This window comes from Variovorax sp. GW821-FHT10C12 (assembly GCF_059415405.1).
Window position 1 is genome coordinate 210,874 of record NZ_JBWKNE010000007.1, and the last position, 16,909, is coordinate 227,782.

General features: G+C 69.0%; 16 protein-coding genes. 10 read left to right on the top strand and 6 right to left on the bottom strand.

The features are described from left to right. Positions 1 to 25 precede the first annotated feature (25 nt). Positions 26 to 652, top strand: a complete 627-nt coding sequence (locus AC07OH_RS25650) for a response regulator transcription factor (protein WP_492682181.1) — start codon at positions 26 to 28, stop codon at positions 650 to 652. A 15-nt stretch (positions 653 to 667) separates the two neighbouring features. Here AC07OH_RS25650 and AC07OH_RS25655 read toward each other — a convergent pair whose 3' ends face one another. From AC07OH_RS25655 to AC07OH_RS25675, 5 genes are all read right to left on the bottom strand, one after another. Then, positions 668 to 1,147, bottom strand: coding sequence for a 2,4'-dihydroxyacetophenone dioxygenase family protein (locus tag AC07OH_RS25655; protein WP_159279179.1), 480 nt, complete (start codon positions 1,145 to 1,147; stop codon positions 668 to 670). 137 nt (positions 1,148 to 1,284) lie between these two features. Then, a complete protein-coding gene (locus AC07OH_RS25660) occupies positions 1,285 to 2,211 on the bottom strand; it encodes a helix-turn-helix domain-containing protein (RefSeq protein ID WP_495302596.1) in 927 nt (308 codons plus the stop codon). A gap of 136 nt (positions 2,212 to 2,347) precedes the next feature. Continuing rightward, positions 2,348 to 2,905, bottom strand: coding sequence for an OmpA family protein (locus AC07OH_RS25665; protein ID WP_489060665.1), 558 nt, complete (start codon positions 2,903 to 2,905; stop codon positions 2,348 to 2,350). 85 nt (positions 2,906 to 2,990) lie between these two features. Further along, on the bottom strand, positions 2,991 to 3,650 hold the full coding sequence (locus tag AC07OH_RS25670) for a YiaD family glycine zipper/OmpA-like lipoprotein (RefSeq protein WP_062480790.1): 660 nt from the start codon (positions 3,648 to 3,650) through the stop codon (positions 2,991 to 2,993). A 197-nt stretch (positions 3,651 to 3,847) separates the two neighbouring features. Then, positions 3,848 to 4,003, bottom strand: coding sequence for a hypothetical protein (locus tag AC07OH_RS25675; RefSeq protein ID WP_180288602.1), 156 nt, complete (start codon positions 4,001 to 4,003; stop codon positions 3,848 to 3,850). On the opposite strand from AC07OH_RS25675, the gene mltA reads away from it, so the two are divergent. Both mltA and AC07OH_RS25685 read left to right on the top strand, forming a co-directional pair. Then, a complete protein-coding gene (mltA, locus tag AC07OH_RS25680) occupies positions 4,002 to 5,150 on the top strand; it encodes a murein transglycosylase A (protein WP_495302597.1) in 1,149 nt (382 codons plus the stop codon). The genes AC07OH_RS25675 and mltA overlap by 2 nt on opposite strands. Positions 5,151 to 5,366: 216 nt before the next feature. Beyond that, complete coding sequence (locus AC07OH_RS25685; RefSeq protein ID WP_495302598.1) at positions 5,367 to 7,370, top strand: PhoX family protein; 2,004 nt, start codon at positions 5,367 to 5,369, stop codon at positions 7,368 to 7,370. A gap of 18 nt (positions 7,371 to 7,388) precedes the next feature. Here the strand turns inward: AC07OH_RS25685 and AC07OH_RS25690 are convergent, their stop codons facing one another. Further along, positions 7,389 to 7,862: an Lrp/AsnC family transcriptional regulator gene (locus tag AC07OH_RS25690; protein ID WP_099794063.1), complete on the bottom strand. Its 474-nt coding sequence runs from the start codon at positions 7,860 to 7,862 to the stop codon at positions 7,389 to 7,391. 105 nt (positions 7,863 to 7,967) lie between these two features. Between AC07OH_RS25690 and mdeB the strand changes: the two genes are divergently transcribed. From mdeB to AC07OH_RS25725, 7 genes are all read left to right on the top strand, one after another. Then, positions 7,968 to 10,628 carry an alpha-ketoglutarate dehydrogenase gene (mdeB, locus tag AC07OH_RS25695; protein ID WP_495302599.1) on the top strand — a complete coding sequence of 887 codons (2,661 nt, stop codon included), beginning with the start codon at positions 7,968 to 7,970 and terminating at the stop codon, positions 10,626 to 10,628. A gap of 74 nt (positions 10,629 to 10,702) precedes the next feature. Further along, positions 10,703 to 11,479: a FadR/GntR family transcriptional regulator gene (locus tag AC07OH_RS25700; protein WP_070063260.1), complete on the top strand. Its 777-nt coding sequence runs from the start codon at positions 10,703 to 10,705 to the stop codon at positions 11,477 to 11,479. A 157-nt stretch (positions 11,480 to 11,636) separates the two neighbouring features. Continuing rightward, complete coding sequence (locus tag AC07OH_RS25705; RefSeq protein WP_095747283.1) at positions 11,637 to 12,962, top strand: MFS transporter; 1,326 nt, start codon at positions 11,637 to 11,639, stop codon at positions 12,960 to 12,962. A 16-nt stretch (positions 12,963 to 12,978) separates the two neighbouring features. After that, a complete protein-coding gene (ltnD, locus tag AC07OH_RS25710; protein WP_495302600.1) occupies positions 12,979 to 13,908 on the top strand; it encodes an L-threonate dehydrogenase in 930 nt (309 codons plus the stop codon). Between the two features lie 43 nt (positions 13,909 to 13,951). Continuing rightward, positions 13,952 to 14,965, top strand: a complete 1,014-nt coding sequence (gene denD / locus AC07OH_RS25715; protein ID WP_095950468.1) for a D-erythronate dehydrogenase — start codon at positions 13,952 to 13,954, stop codon at positions 14,963 to 14,965. A gap of 3 nt (positions 14,966 to 14,968) precedes the next feature. Then, entirely contained in the window at positions 14,969 to 16,240 is a 1,272-nt protein-coding gene (otnK, locus tag AC07OH_RS25720) for a 3-oxo-tetronate kinase (RefSeq protein ID WP_495302601.1), read from the top strand. Beyond that, positions 16,237 to 16,902: a class II aldolase/adducin family protein gene (locus AC07OH_RS25725; protein ID WP_495302602.1), complete on the top strand. Its 666-nt coding sequence runs from the start codon at positions 16,237 to 16,239 to the stop codon at positions 16,900 to 16,902. The genes otnK and AC07OH_RS25725 overlap by 4 nt, the downstream gene beginning before the upstream one ends. The last annotated feature ends 7 nt before the right edge of the window (positions 16,903 to 16,909 follow it).

A 16,909-nucleotide genomic window follows, 5' to 3' on the forward strand; every position in this document is an offset into this window, starting at 1 on the left:
TTTCTGTTCCGCTGGACCTCATGGCATGCAACCGCTGATCGATGGCTTGATCTTTATCGTGGACGACGACGCCAGCGTGCGCGAGGCGCTGGCCTGGCTGCTGCGTTCGCGCCGCCTGGCCAGCGAGCACTTCGGCAGCGCCGAGGCCTTCGAGCAGTACCTGGACGAGGCCACGTTGCCCGATCAGCCGCGTTGCCTGCTGCTGGACGTGCGCATGCCCGGCATGAGCGGGTTGGTGCTGTTCGACCGGCTGGCCGAACGCGGCCTGCTGGCCGAGATGCCGGTGATCTTCCTGACCGGCCATGCCGACGTGCCCACCGCCGTCGAGGCGGTCAAGCGCGGCGCCTTCGACTTCTGCGAGAAGCCGTTCTCGGACAACGCGCTGGTCGACCGCATCGAGCAGGCGCTGGGCATGTCGCAGCGCGCCCTCGAAGTGCAGCGCGTGCGCCGCGGCCTGGCCGACCGCATCGCCGAGCTGACCGACCGCGAGCGCGACGTGATGCGCCTCGTGGTCGAGGGCCTGCCGAACAAGCTCATCGCCGACCAGCTCGCGATCAGCGTGCGCACGGTGGAGGTCCACCGGGCGCGCGTGTTCGAGAAGATGGAAGTGAAGTCGGCGGTGGAGCTGGCCAACCGCCTGCGCGATCTCTAGCTCGCAGGCCGGGCCTCAGCTGTGCACGTGCTGCGCGGCGCCGTCGCGCGTGGCCATCTCGAGCATGCTGCGGCCGTCGACGATGCCGACGACGTTGCCGTCCTCGCCCAGCCCGGCAATCGCGCCCTCGAACACGCAGAACAGCACGCAGCCGCCGTCGGAGCGCGGCTGGTGGATGTCGCCGGCGGGCTCGTGCATGTAGTCGCCCGGGCGGCCGATGTCGTTGCGCTCGTAGTAGATGTCGCCCTCGAGCACGATCACCTCGATGGCGCCCAGGTGGTGGTGCACCGGCGCCTCGGTGCCGGGATCGACCTTCAGCAGGCAGGTGAAGCCGCCGCTGCGCCGGTTGATGCTCAGCAGCTTGTAGGCCACGCCGGGCATGACCCACGGCTTCCATGGATAGTTGTCGAGCTTCTGGAAATGCGGGTACGGCAGCGTGATGCGCGCATGGGCGGCGCTGGCCGGCGGCGTGGCTTTCAGGGCGGTCAGGGTCATGGTGTCTCCGTGGGTGATGCGGCCGGGATCGGCCTGCGAAGCCAGTCTAGGAGCGGCTTTGCGCACCGGGGCCTGTCGGCCCGAACGAAGCACGGGATGTCGAAAGCGGCGCGCTTTTGCGCAAGTCGCTGCGCGGTTCAGCGCATGCGGCGGTAGGCACTCGGCGCCACGCCGAGGAACGCACGGAAGCGCGTCGAGAAGTACGCGGGGCTGCCAAAGCCCATGCGTTGGGCCACGGCCTCGATGGGCAGGTCGCTGGTGCGCAGCAGTTCGGCGGCGCCTTCCAGGCGGCGGCGCAGCAGGTACTGGTAGGGCGCCATGCCGCTGGCCGCCTTGAAGCTGCGGATGAAGTGGTCCTGCGACAGGTGCACCAGCGCGGCCAGGTCGGCCAGCCCCAGCGGCGTGGCCAGGTGCGCGTCGATGTGCTCGGTCACCCGGCGCAGCTGCCGCGGCGTCAGGACCGGCTGCCGGCGCACGCCCTCCGTGCGCGGCGGCGCACCGCGGCCCGACGCGGAGTGGCGCCGCACGAGGTGATGCGCCAGCAGGTGCTGGCTCTGCGAGAGCAGCAAGGAATCGGGGCTCAGGGGCACGGCGCCGTACAGCTCCACCTCGCTCACCAGCATCTGGAAGAAGCCTTGCAGCCAGGGGTCGCGGATCGCGAAGAAGGGATCGATCTCCACCGCCGGCCCGAGGTCTTCCTCGGCGGCGACGCGCGCGATCAGCGCCTGCCCGATGTACAGGTGCACCACGCCGCAGCGCCCGCCGATTTCCCATTCGGTGCCGTCGCGGGGGATGAAGCTCACGCTGCCCAGCCGCGAGCGCGAGGCGACGAGCTTGCCGCGCTCGTACTTGCGCACCGCGGTGCTGCCGTTCTCGTGCAGCACCAGCACGTGATGCGCCGCGCCGTGGAAGGGCAGCCAGCATGGGTCCTGTTGCCAGCGGGCGGCGAAGAGTTGGTCGCCGCCTGTCACGAGGTACTGCGGTTGCGCACCGGTGCCCGCGGCGATGATGTCCGGGGCAAAGTGGGATGCGACGCTCGATGGGGCCGGCGCGATGGCGTTCATCGGAGTTTCCTCTCGTGTCCGCCCGGCGCGCGGTGCGCGTGCCGCGTGCAGGCCGCGCGATGTTAGGCCCGGCGGTGCCGTGCCCTCATGCGGGATTTCCTCACGGTGCCGCGCGCCGTGCGCGCAGCACCTGCGCTCAGATCTTCTCGGCGACGAAGATTTCGACGCGGCGGTTCTGCGCGCGGCCGGCGGCCGTGCCGTTGTCCGCCAGCGGCTCGCGCGAGCCGCGGCCGTCGGTGGTGATCACGGTGGTCGACACGCCGCGGCCCACCAGGTGGTTGCGCACGCTGTCGGCGCGGCTCACCGAGAGGCGTTCGTTGCCTTCTTCGCTGCCCGTGCTGTCGGTGTGGCCGACCACGCGCAGGCTGGCGGTGGTGGCGCTCTTCAGGCCTTCGGCGACCTTGTCGAGCACCTGGGCGAGGTTGCGCTTGACGTTGGCGCGGCCCGTGTCGAACGAGAGTTCATTCGGAATCACGACGTGAAGCTGGTTGTCGGCGGTCTGCTCGATCACCACGCCGGTGCCCTTGGTGGAGCTTTCGAGCTCGGCCTTCAGCGCGTCCAGGCGGGCGGTCCAGCTGTTGGCCGGTGCGGCCTGCTGTGCGGCCGGTGCTTCGGCCGGCGGGGTCGACGATGCGCACCCCGCGATGAACAACACAGCGGCCAGGGCCGCGCTAGACACAACAAACTTCCTCATGAATTTTCCCTCTGCTTGGACCAATGAAAACTGAAGCGGGAACCGGCCGTTCGATAGGGCGGCCGGTTTCCCGGTGGGGCTGCGATCAGCCGCGCTGTGCGCGCTCGCCCACGTAGATCTCGACGCGGCGGTTCTGTGCCCGGCCGGCGTCGCTGTTGTTGTCGGCCACCGGCTCGTGCGAGCCACGGCCCTCGATGCGGAAGGCCGCAGCGCTCACGCCGCGTGCCACCAGGTAGTCGCGCGTGCTGGCGGCGCGGTCCACCGACAGCGGGTTGTTGATGGCGTCGGAGCCGGTGCTGTCGGTGTGGCCGATGATGCGCACCTCGGCGTTCGGGTTGTTGCGCAGGCCGTTGGCGAACTGGTCGAGCACCGGTGCGAAGTTCGACTTGATGTTGGAGCGGCCCACGTCGAACGACACGTCGCTCGGAATGGCGAGCTTGAGCTCGTTGTTGGCCGTCTGCGTCACGGCCACGCCGGTGCCTTGCGTGGCGGCTTCCATCTGGCGCTTCTGGTTTTCCATGCGCTGCGACCACAGGTAGCCGCCGAGTGCGCCGGCTGCCGCGCCGACCACCGCGCCCGTGCCGATGGCACCGCGGTTGCCGCCGGTGGCCGAGCCGATCGCTGCGCCGCCGAGCGCGCCGATGCCGGCACCGATGCCGGTGTTGCGCTGGGTGTCGGTCATTCCGCCGGCACAGCCGGACAGGACGAGGGCAGCTGCGGTGGTTGCAAGAACGAACTTTTTCATGGCGATGCCTTTCCAGGTTGAATCAAACGGGCCACAGCTTAGCCCTCGACGGGTACGCGATGGTACGTGCTCAAAGCCCTACGGAAAATAAGAAAACTTTCGCCATCGCCCGTGAATGCTGCGATGATTGCTACTAAAGTTGTAGCAATAGGGTGCTTGTCCGACAGCGGGGCGCGCCGTGCGGCTACACGAGCAATTCACACTTTGGGCGGGGGATCGCGATCCGAGCTCTCGGCATCGGCGTCGGGCTCGTCATGCAGTTCACCCTTGTTGCGCCCGGAAAACATGGTCCACCAGATGATCAAGATCAGGACGAGTCCCGCGGCGAGGGCTTCAAGCAGAATCAAACCCATGAGAAATGGACTCCAGTGGCTGGTGGGGCTTGCGATCGTAGCAACGCTTGCCGGCTGTTCCCTCGGCCCCCGCGCCCCCGACACCCCCACCCGACCCACCGTCACCCCGCCGCGCGACCTCGGTCCGCTGACCGGATCGCTCGCGCATCCGAAAAGCCGCTGGGTGCCCGTGGGCTGGTCCGAACTGCCGGGCTTCAGCGAAGACCCGCTGCATGAGGCGTGGATCGCGCTGCTGGCCAACTGCGCACGCCCCAACGCCGCCTTCGCACCGCTGTGCCGCGAGGTGCGCCAGCTCGCCATCGCCACGCCCGAGGAGCAGCGCCGCTGGATGACCGACCGGCTGCAGCCCTACCGCGTCGAATCGCTCGCGGGCCAGAGCGAAGGCAAGCTCACCAGCTACTACGAGCCCGTGTACGAAGCCTCGCGCGTGCCCTCGGCCGGCTTCAACGTGCCGCTGTACCAGGCGCCCGACGGCCTCGTGCCCAAGCGCCCCTGGTTCACGCGCCAGGAGATCGAGACCCTGCCCGAGGCCCAGGCCGCGCTGCGCGGTCGCGAGATCGCCTGGATGGCCGACCCCATCGACGCGCTGATGCTGCACATCCAGGGCTCGGGCCGCCTGCGCATCACCGAGGCCAACGGCTACCAGCACACGGTGCGCGTGGCCTATGCGGCCACCAACGAGCAGCCGTACCGCAGCGTGCAGCAATGGCTCATGAGCCAGGGCGTCGCCAAGGTCGGCAAGTGGCCCGACGACACCAAGGCCTGGGTGGCGCAGAACCCGCAGCGCGTGTCGCAGCTGCTGTGGAGCAACCCGCGCTACGTGTTCTTCCGCGAAGAGACCATGAGCGAGCTCGACGCCGCCTTCGGTCCGCGCGGCGCGCAGGGCGTGCCGCTGACGGCGGGGCGCTCCATCGCGGTCGACCGCGAGAGCATTCCCTACGGCACGCCGGTGTGGCTGGCATCGAGCGGCCCGACCGCGCAGCTGCAGAAACTGGTGGTGGCGCAGGACACGGGCAGCGCCATCCTGGGCGCCGTGCGCGCCGACTACTTCGCCGGCACCGGCGCGGAGGCCGGCCGGTTGGCGGCGAGCGTGAACCAGCCGCTGCGGCTGTGGGCGTTGTGGCCGAGGCAGCTGCCGGCACCTTGAAGCCCTCGGCGGCTTGAACGACACAACGGCGCGGTGATCCCGCGCCGTTTTGCATGCCGCCGACCGGGGCGTGGGCGGGGTGTGATCGTGGCGGTCGTCATCGTTCTGTCATGCGCGATGCACGCCTTCGTCATGGGCGCCTTTTAAGGTCTGCGGCCTGACAGAGGCTGACTTTAGGCCTCATGCCGACCCACCCCACGATCCCTGGAAAACAAAATGACTGATCACGTCAAGGCGCCCGCCGCCTCCCGCCGTCACGCCCTGAAACTGCTGGGCGCCGCCCCGATGCTCCCGCTGGGCGGTGTCGCCTTTCTCACCGCCTGCGGCGGTGGTGGCGGTGGTGGCCAGGCCTTCCCGCCCTTCGTGGTGCCGCCGCCGGCCCCCGCGCCGGCACCCGCACCTGCGCAGTTCGTGTCGGCCGAATTCAACGGCATGGCTGCACCCACGCTGGCCGACCCGGCCGCCATGGCCACGAACACCGTCGGCTCCACGCTCAAGGTGTCGTTCGACAACGGCAGCTCCACCGAATACCGCCTGGCCTACCAGCCCTTCTTCCTGACCGGCGACATGGTGCCGGACGGCAAGGGCGGCAAGATCCTCGCGGGCGGCTACGTCGACATCAAGAACCAGCCGATCATCGATGCCTCGGTGGCCGGCAAGGAGCGCCAGTTCTTCTCGGACAGCCCGGACGGCACTTCGCTCATCTCACTGCCCAACGCCAACGTGCCCGGCATCAAGGGCAAGGCGGTGTTCGCCGTGGTCCAGTTCGAATACACCACGCGCAACCTGAAGGGCGAAGGCACCTACGGCACGCTGCCGTCGCCCATCGCGGTGCTCACGCTCGACCAGGACCAGACCACCGGCAAGCTGAGCCTGGTCAAGTACCACAACGTCGACATGTCGAGCGCCCACGGCCTGTGGATCACCTGCGGCGCCAGCCTGTCGCCGTGGAACACCCACCTGTCCAGCGAAGAGTACGAGCCCGACGCGACCACCGCCGCCGGCACCGACATGTTCAAGGCCTACAGCAAGAACGTGTTCGGCGACGAGACCAAGGCCAACCCGTACCACTACGGCCACCTGCCCGAGGTCACCGTGAACCCGGACGGCACCGGCAGCGTGAAGAAGCACTACTGCATGGGCCGCATCTCGCACGAGCTGATCCAGGTCATGCCCGACAACCGCACCGCCATCATGGGCGACGACTACACCAACGGCGGCTTCTTCATGTTCGTCGCCGACAAGGAAAAAGACCTGTCGGCCGGCACGCTCTACGTGGCCCGCTACGAAGCCGGCTACTCGATCGACCCCGCCGCAGCCGCCACCAAGATGACGTGGATCAACCTGGGCCATGCCACCAGCGCCGAGATCGAGGCACTGGCCAATACGCTCAAGGCCACGGACATCATGGATGTGACCACCACCGACCCGGTCGACCCCACGTACACCGCCATGTACCTGGACGGCAAGGCCAGCTGGGGCCGCGTGAAGCCCGGCATGGAAAAGGCCGCGGCTTTCCTGGAAACCCACCGCTACGCCAACGTGAAGGGCGCCAGCATGGCCTTCACCAAGATGGAAGGCACCACCGTCAACATCAAGGACAAGGTGGCCTACTCCGCGCTGCAGAACATCCAGGACTCGATGGTCGAAAAAGGCAAGGGCTGGTCGGCGGCCAACAACATCGCACTGCCCGGCAAGCTCAGCGCCGGCGGCGTGATGGCGCACAACCTGGCCGGCGGCCAGAAGGACACCGACGGCAAGTCCATCAACAGCGACTGGGTGCCCACGCAGACCCGCGCGCTGATCGTGGGTCAAGACCTCCCCACGCCCGACGCGCTGGGCAACACCTCCAGCCCCGACAAGATCGGCAACCCCGACAACATCAAGTTCTCGGAAAAGCTGCGCACGCTGTTCATCGGCGAGGACAGCAGCAGCCACGTCAACAACTTCCTGTGGGCCTACAACATCGACACCAAGAAGCTCTCGCGCCTCATGTCGATCCCCGCGGGCGGCGAATCGACCGGCCTGCATGCCGTGGACGAGATCAACGGCTGGACCTACATCATGAGCAACTTCCAGCACGCGGGTGACTGGGGCGGCATCCACTCGAAGGTGCAGGCCACGCTGGACCCGCTGGTGCGCAAGAACTACAACGACCGCTACAGCGCCGCCGTCGGCTACCTCACGGCCGACCCGATCCAGATCAAGCTGGCGAAGTAAGCCTTCGAGGCTCGGCCCTCAAGACGGCGCTGTCGGCAACGGCAGCGCCGTTTTGTATCTCACCTGCTTGAGCGCAAAGCTCGAGCGGATCTTCTCGATGCCCGGAATCGGCGTGAGCTGCTCCATGATGAAGCGCTCCAGCGCCGCCATGTCGGCCACGGCGATGCGGATCAGGTAGTCGCTGTCGCCGGTCATCAGGTAGCACTCCATCACCTCGTCGTGCTCGGCGATGCGCTGCTCGAAGTCGGCCAGCGACTGCTTGCTCTGCGTCGTCAGGCTGATCGAGATGAACACGTTGAGCCCCAGGCCCAGCGCCTTGGCGTTCGCGAGCGCCACGTAGCGGTCGATCACGCCGCTGGTCTCCAGCACCTTCACGCGCGCCAGGCAGGGCGAGGGCGACAGGTGCACGCGGCGCGCCAGTTCGACGTTCGACAGGGCGCCGTCGCGTTGCAGCTCGTCGAGAATGCGCAGGTCGATGGCATCGAGTTCCATGAAATTCCGTGAAGCGCTTGGATGGCGGCATTTTATGCTTGCAAATAGCCATGAAATCAGAGGTGCCGGTAGCTAATTTTCCTCGAGGCGGCTTAAAGTGCTGGCATGAACGCCCCGATCTCCGCCGACCAGATGCGCGCCCTGTTGCTCGACACGCCGCCGTCGCACGACCCCGACCCCGAAGAGACCGCCGAATGGCGCGACGCCTTCCTGGCGCTGGCGCAGACGCAAGGTCCGCAGCGCGCGCGCCAGATGCTGGCCGAGCTGGCGCGCCTGGCGCGGCAGCAGCGCATCGGCTGGCAGCCCGAGCTGGCCACGCCGTACGTCAACACCATCGCCGCGGCCGACCAGCCGCCGTTCCCGGGTGATCTTGCCGTCGAGGAAAAGCTCGCCTCGCTCATGCGCTGGAACGCGCTCGCCATGGTGGCCAAGGCCAACCAGGCGTACGGCGAGCTCGGCGGCCACATCGCCAGCTACGCGAGCGCGGCCGACCTGTTCGAGACCGGCTTCAACCACTTCTTCCATGCGCGCAGCCCGGCGCACCGCGGCGACCTCGTGTTCTTCCAGCCGCACAGCGCGCCCGGCGTGTATGCGCGGGCCTACCTCGAAGGCCGCCTGAGCGAAGAAGACCTGAACCACTACCGCCAGGAACTCACCGCGCCCGCCTTCACCGACGGCAGCGGCGCGCGCGGACTGTGCAGCTACCCGCACCCGTACCTGATGCCGGACTTCTGGCAGTTCCCCACCGGCTCGATGGGCATCGGCCCGATCAGCTCGATCTATCACGCGCGCTTCATGCGCTACCTCACGCACCGCAACCTCTTGAACTGCGAAGGCCGCAAGGTCTGGGGCGTGTTCGGCGACGGCGAGATGGACGAGCCCGAGTCGATGAGCGCGCTGACGCTCGCCGCGCGCGAAAAGCTCGACAACCTCGTGTGGGTCGTCAACTGCAACCTGCAGCGCCTGGACGGCCCGGTGCGCGGCAACGGCCGCATCATCGACGAGCTCGAAAAGCTCTTCGCCGGGGCCGGATGGAACGTCGTCAAGCTCGTGTGGGGCAGCGACTGGGACGGCCTGTTCGCGCAGGACGTGAGCGGTGCCCTGGCCCGCGTGTTCGCCAACACCGTCGACGGCCAGATGCAGACCTTCGCGGCGAAGGACGGCCGTTTCAACCGCGACAACTTCTTCGGCCAGAACCCCGAGCTCGCGCGCCTGGCCGAAGGCATGACCGACGAGCAGATCGACCGCCTGAAGCGCGGCGGCCACGACCTCGTGAAGATCCACGCCGCCTACGCCGCGGCCGCCGCCCACAAGGGCCAGCCGACCGTCATCCTGGCCCACACCAAGAAGGGCTACGGCATGGGCAGCGCCGCGCAGGGCAAGATGACCACGCACTCGCACAAGAAGATGGGCGACGTGGACCTGCTCGAGTTCCGCGACCGCTTCAACCTGCCGCTCACCGACGCGCAGGCCACCGCGATGGACTTCTACCGCCCGGCCGAAGACAGCGCCGAGATGCGCTACCTGCGCCAGCACCGCGAAGCGCTCGGCGGCGCCATGCCGCGCCGCGAAACCGCCTGCGACGTCGTGCCCAAGCCCGACATCGCGGCCTACGCGCAGTTCGCCACGGCCGCCGCGGGCAAGGAGATGAGCACCACCATGGCCTTCGTGCGCATGCTGGGCAACCTCATGAAGGACAAGGCCCTGGGCCCGCGCATCGTGCCCATCGTGGCTGACGAGGCGCGCACCTTCGGCATGGCCAACCTGTTCAAGCAAGTGGGCATCTATTCGAGCGTGGGCCAGCGCTATGCGCCGGAAGACATCGGCTCGGTGCTGAGCTACCGCGAAGCCACCGACGGGCAGATCCTCGAAGAAGGCATCAGCGAGGCCGGTGCCATCGCCAGCTGGACGGCGGCGGCCACCAGCTACAGCGTGCACGGCCTGGCGATGCTGCCGTTCTACATCTACTACTCGATGTTCGGCTTCCAGCGCGTGGGCGACGCCATCTGGGCGGCGGCCGACCAGCGCGCACGCGGCTTCCTGCTGGGCGCCACCTCGGGCCGCACCACGCTCGGCGGCGAAGGCCTGCAGCACCAGGACGGCAGCAGCCACCTCGTGGCCGCGACCATTCCCAACTGCAAGGCCTACGACCCGGCCTTCGCGGGCGAGATGGCCGTCATCGTCGACGCGGGCATCCGCGAGATGATGGTCGAGCAGCAGGACGTGTTCTATTACGTCACGCTCATGAACGAGAACTACGCGCAGCCCGACCTGCCGGCCGGCGCCGAGGCCGACATCCTGCGCGGCTGCTACCGCTTCGGCACGTATGCGCCGGCATCGGGCAAGGCGAAGCAGAGCGTCACGCTGCTGGGCTCGGGCGCGATCCTCACCGAGGTCATCAAGGCCGCGCAGCAGCTGGCCGACGAAGGCATCGCGGCCGAGGTGTTCAGCGTCACGAGCTGGAGCGAACTGGCACGCGACGGCCAGGCCTGCGAGCAGCGCGCGCTGGCCGGCGAGAAGAATGCAGGCACGCCCTTCGTCGCGCAGCAGCTCGGCAAGGCCAGCAAGGCCCCGATCGTGGCCGCCACCGACTACGTGCGCGCTTTGCCTGAGAGCGTGCGCGCCTTCCTGCCCGAAGGCCGCCGTTACCTCACGCTGGGCACCGACGGCTTCGGCCGCAGCGACACGCGCGCCGCGCTGCGCGGTTTCTTCGGCGTGGACGCGGCGAGCATCGCGCGCGCCGCGCGGCACGCGCTCGGCGCCTGACGCCAGCGCGGCCATGCGGCGTGACGGCGTGGTGCCTGCGTTAGAGTCGCAGGCCCCACCGCCTTCCCGCGCCCATGACCGCCCGCTTCCAGTCCCTTGCTCCCGCCGTCCGCCTGGCCGACCAGGTGGCGGAAGCGCTCGTGGCCGAGGTGCGCAGCGGGCGCCTGTCGGAAGGCGACCGGCTGCCCACCGAGACCGCGTTGGCCACCCAGTTCGGCGTGAGCCGCACGGTGGTGCGCGAGGCGGTGTCGCGGCTGAAGTCGCTCGGGCTGGTCGATTCGCGCCAGGGCAGCGGCGTGTACGTGCGCGCTGCCGGGGTCGAACCGCTGCGCTTCGAGATGCCGCACGTGGCGTCGCGCGAAGCGGTGGTGCAGATGGTCGAGCTGCGCCGCGCGCTCGAGGCCGAGGTGGCCGCGCTCGCGGCCGAGCGCCGCACGCCCGAGGACATGCTGCGCATCCGCGACGCCATCGATGCGCTGCACGCGGCGGTGTCGATGGGCGGCAACGGCGCCGACGAGGACGTGCGCTTTCACCGCGCCATCGCCGAGGCCGCGCGCAACCCCTTCCTCATCGGGACGCTGCAGTACCTGCGGCAGTTCCTGCATGGCGCCACCCGCGTCACGCGCGCCAACGAGGCGCGCCGCGCCGACTTCGTGCGCGAAGTGGCGCAGGAACATGCGCGCATCGTCGAGGCGATCGACGCCGGCGACCCGCTGGCCGCGCGCGAAGCCGCCAAGGCCCACATGGACAACGCCATCCGCCGCATCGAGCAGGCCGACCCGGCCTTCTGGCAGCAGGAAGGCGCCCAGCTCGCCCGACCCCTGGTCGAAGGCTGGCCTGCGGGCAAGTAAGCCCACGCTCACAAATTTTCGGTAGGGGCAGAATGTGCGGGTTATCCCGTATCCGGGAACTTGTCTTAAATTTGTATGATGACCTGACAAGTAAGGGGCGACCGCGCCGCAGGGTGACGGGACGGCCCCGTTTTTTCATCCAGCGGACTCCCTCCCAATGACTTCCACCCTCCAGGCCGGCGCGCCCCTCGCGGCTGACGCGCCCGACGCCGCGCTCGAAAAACGCGCCTACGCCAAGGTGTTCTGGCGCCTCGTGCCCTTCCTGATGCTGTGCTACGTGGTCGCGTACCTCGACCGCGTGAACGTCGGCTTCGCCAAGCTGCAGATGGGCGCGGACCTCGGCTTCAGCGAAACCGTGTTCGGCCTCGGGGCCGGCATCTTCTTCCTGGGCTACTTCCTGTTCGAAGTGCCGAGCAACCTGCTGCTCAACCGCGTGGGCGCGCGCGTGTGGATCGCGCGGATCATGATCACCTGGGGCCTGCTGTCGGCCTGCTTCGTGTTCGTGGAAACGCCGACCAGCTTCTACATCCTGCGCTTCCTGCTCGGCGTGGCCGAGGCAGGCTTCTACCCCGGCGTGATCCTGTACCTGACGCACTGGTACCCGTCGCACCGGCGCGCGCGGATCATCGCGGTGTTCATGTCGGCAATTCCCGTGGCGGGCATCTTCGGCAACCCGCTGTCGGGCTGGATCATGGACGCCTTCCACGGCGTGTCGTCGATGCACGGCTGGCAGTGGATGTTCATCATCGAAGCCATTCCCGCCGTGCTGGTGGGCGTGATGGTGCTGTTCTACCTGGACAACGGCATCAAGCATGCACGCTGGCTCTCGCCGGAAGAAAAGAACCTGCTGCAGCGCGAGGTCGACCGCGACCAGGCGCACGGCGCCAAGGGCCCGCATTCGGTGGGCGCGATGTTCCGCGACGCGCGCGTGTGGTGGATGGCGCTGATCTACTTCGCCTTCGTCATGGGCCAGTACGCGCTGACCTTCTGGCTGCCCACGCTGGTGAAGGCCACGGGCGTGCAGGGCAACTTCAACATCGGCCTGCTCAGCGCCATTCCGTTCCTGTGCGCGATCGTCGCGATGAACCTGTTCGGCCGCAGCGCCGACGCGCGCCGCGAGCGCCGCTGGCACCTGATCATTCCCGCGATGATGGGCGCCGTGGGCTTCACGGTCGCGGCCTCGTACACGCAGAACACGGTCGTGTCGCTGACCTTCCTGTCGCTCGCCGCAGCCGGCGTGCTCACCTGCGCGCCGCTGTTCTGGTCGCTGCCCACCGCCTTCCTTTCGGGCACGGCGGCGGCCGCGGGTATCGCGGTCATCAACTCGGTGGGCAACCTCGCGGGCTTCGTGAGCCCGTACCTCATCGGCTACCTGAAGGACCTCACGGGCAGTACGCAGATCGGCATGTACGTGCTGGCCGGCGCGCTGGTGCTCGGCGCCATCGGCGTGTGGCTCACGCCCAAGCAACTCGTCAACCGTTGACCGAAGGACGCACGACATGACTTCTTCTTCCACCAACACCCCCGTCGTCGGCCTCGTGGGCCTGGGCGCCATGGGCAGCGGCATGGCGCAATCGCTGCGCCGCGCGGGCCATGCGCCGCATGTGTTCGACGTGCGCCCCGGCGTCGCCGAGGCCTTCGCGCGCGAAGGCGGCACCGCCTGCGACACGCTGGCCGCGCTCGGCGCGCAGTGCGACATCGTGGTCAGCGTGGTCGTCAACGCGGCGCAGACCGAGTCGGTGCTGTTCGGTGACGGCACCACGCCCGGCTGCGCGGCGTCGATGAAGCCCGGCAGCCTGTTCGTGATGTGCTCCACCGTCGACCCGAACTGGTCGATGGCGCTCGAAGCGCGCCTGGCGCAGCAGGGCATCCTGTACCTCGACGCGCCGATTTCCGGCGGCGCCGCCAAGGCCGCCAGCGGCCAGATGACGATGATGACCGCCGGCACGCCCGCCGCCTACGAGAAGGCCGGCGCGATGCTCGACGCGATGGCCGCCAAGGTCTACCGCCTGGGCGATTCGGCCGGCGCGGGCAGCAAGGTGAAGGTCATCAACCAGCTGCTGGCCGGCGTGCACATCGCCGCCGCCGCCGAAGCGATGGCGCTGGGCCTGCGCGAGGGCGTGAACCCCGACGCGCTGTATGAAGTCATCACCCACAGCGCCGGCAACAGCTGGATGTTCGAGAACCGCATGGCCCACGTGCTGGCGGGCGACTACACGCCGCTGTCGGCCGTCGACATCTTCGTGAAGGACCTGGGCCTGGTGCTCGACGTGGCGCGCGCCAGCAAGTTTCCGCTGCCGCTGTCGTCCACCGCGCACCAGATGTTCATGCAGGCCTCCACGGCCGGCTTCGCGCGCGAGGACGACAGCGCGGTCATCAAGATCTTCCCGGGCATCGAGCTGCCCGTTGCGAAAGAATCGAAAAAATAGCATCGAGCGTCTGCGCTCCACCGACCCAGGAAAGACACACACCATGAACGTTCTCATCACCGGCGGCTGCGGCTTCCTCGGCGCCCGCCTCGCTCGCACCCTGCTCGCCGGCGGCCCGCTCGCACTGGCGGGCGGCGCGGCGAAAGACATCGCACGCATCACGCTGGCCGACCGCGTGCCGCCGCCCGCCGACCTCGCCGCCGACGCGCGCATCCAGTTCGTGCAGGGCGACCTCTACGAGCAGGCCGCCAACGGCGCATTGCCGCTGGCCGACACCGACGCCGTGTTCCACCTCGCCGCCGCCGTGAGCGGCGAGTGCGAGGCCGACTTCGACCTCGGCATGCGCAGCAACCTGGACACCACGCGCGCCCTGCTCGACGCCTGCCGCAGCGCGGGCCATGCGCCCGTGTTCGTGTTCTCCAGCTCCGTCGCCGTGTTCGGCGATTCGCCCGAGCAGCGCCTGCCCGCGGTGATCGAGGACACCACGCTGCCCACGCCGCAGAACAGCTATGGCATCCAGAAGTTCATCGGCGAGCAGCTCGTGGCCGACTACACGCGCAAGGGCTTCGTGCAGGGCCGCAACGTGCGGCTCATGACGGTGTCGGTGCGCCCGGGCCGTCCGAACGGCGCGGCCTCCAGCTTCCTGAGCGGCATGCTGCGCGAGCCGCTGGCCGGCGTGCGCGCGCGCTGCCCCGTGGCGCCCGAGACGCCGGTCGCGCTGGCCTCGCCCGGCAACACCGTCGCGGGCATCGTGCGCGCGGCCACCGCCGGTGCCGCCGAATGGGGCGCGCGCACCGCGGTCAACCTGCCCGCGCTGACCACCACCGTGCGCGAGATGGCGCAGGCGCTCGAGCGCATCGCCGGCACCGAGGCCACCGCCCTCATCGACTGGGAGCCCGACGCCGCCATCGCGAAGATCGTCACCAGCTGGCCCAGCCGCATCCACGCGGCGCGCGCCGAGGCGCTGGGCCTGAAGGCCGACGCCAGCTTCGACGCCATCCTGCGCGACTACGTGCGCGAGAACGCGCAGGCGGTCACGCTCGCGCTGAAGGGCTGAGCGATGGCGAAGCTCGTGCTCGGCTGCATCGCCGACGACTTCACCGGCGCCACCGACCTGGCCAACAACCTCGTGCGCGCCGGCATGCGCGTGGTGCAGACCATCGGCGTGCCCGCCGGCCCGCTCGATGCCGACGTCGATGCCGTGGTGGTCGCGCTCAAGTCGCGCACCATCGCGCCGGCCGAGGCCATCGCGCAGTCGCTCGATGCGCTGCGCTGGCTGCAGGCGCAGGGCGCGCAGCAGATCTACTTCAAGTACTGCTCGACCTTCGACAGCACGGCCCAAGGCAACATCGGCCCCGTGACCGAGGCGCTGATGGACGCACTGGGCTGCGACTTCACCATCGCCACGCCCGCCTTCCCCGACAACAAGCGCACCGTGTTCAAGGGCTACCTGTTCGCGGGCGATGTGCTGCTCAACGAGAGCGGCATGCAGAACCATCCGCTCACGCCGATGACCGACCCGAACCTCGTGCGCGTGCTGCAGGCGCAGTGCACGCGCAAGGTGGGCCTGATCGACCACGCGGTGGTCGCACGCGGCGCAGCGGCGATCGAAGAACGCATCGCGCAGCTGAAGGTCGAGGGCGTGTCGATCGCCATCGTCGATGCGGTCTCGAACGACGACCTGCTGCGCATGGGCCCGGCGCTCGCGAAGCTGCCGTTGCTCACGGCGGGCTCGGGCGTGGCCATCGGCCTGCCGGCCAACTTCGGCCTCGCGCCGTCGTCGCAGGCCAGCGCCTTGCCGAAGGCCGGCGGCAAGACCGCGGTGGTGTCGGGCAGCTGCTCGCTCGCCACCAACCGGCAGGTGCTCGACTTCATCCAGCGCGGCGGCGCGGCGATGGCCATCGACCCGCTGCGCATCGCGGCGGGCGTGGACGTGACCGCCGAAGTGCTGGCCTGGGCCGCACCGCTCATCGACAAGGGTTCTGTGCTCGTCTACTCGACCGCCGAAGCCGGCGCCGTGAAGTCGGTGCAGGGACGGCTCGGCGTGGAAGAAGCCGGCGCGATGGTCGAACGCACCATCGCCGCCATTGCGCGCGGCCTGGTCGAGCGCGGCGTGCACCAGCTGGTGGTGGCCGGCGGCGAGACCTCGGGTGCCTGCGTGCAGGCGCTGGGCATCGCGCAGATGCAGATCGGTCCGCAGATCGACCCCGGCGTGCCGTGGTGCCATGCGCGCTGCGATGCGGCGCCCGAAGCGGGGCTGCACATCACGCTGAAGTCGGGCAACTTCGGCAGCGACGATTTCTTCACCAAAGCTTTTACAGTGCTCGCATGACCGAGAACGAAGCCCGCGACGAAATCTGCCGCGTCGGCCGCAGCCTGTTCGAGCGCGGCTACGTGCATGCCACGGCCGGCAACATCAGCGTGCGGCTGGACGACGGCTTCCTCATCACGCCGACCGATGCCTGCCTGGGCTTTCTCGACCCCGCGCGGCTCGCACGGCTCGACGCGCAGGGCCAGCAGACCGGCGGCGACCGCGCCAGCAAGACCATCGCGCTGCACACGCGCATCTACGCCGCCGCGCGCGGCTTCGATGCCGCCACGGCCTGCGTGATCCACACGCACAGCACGCACTGCGTGGCCCTGACCCTGGGCAACCCGCAGGCCGAACTGCTGCCCGCGCTCACGCCCTACTTCGTGATGAAGGTCGGCCATGTGCCGGTCATCCCGTACCACCGCCCCGGCGCGCCCGAGGCGGCCGAGCAGGTGGCGCAGGCCATCGCGCGCTACGGCGCGGCCGGCACGCCGATCCGCGCGGCGATGCTCACGCGCCTGGGCCCCAACGTCTGGCACGAGACGCCGGCCGCCGCGATGGCCGTGCTCGAAGAGCTGGAAGAAACCGCCCGCCTGCAGATGCTCACGCAGGCCACCCGGCCCGCACCGCTCGCCCCCGACCAGATCGATGAACTGCGCCGCACTTTCGGTGCGCGCTGGTAGTACAAAC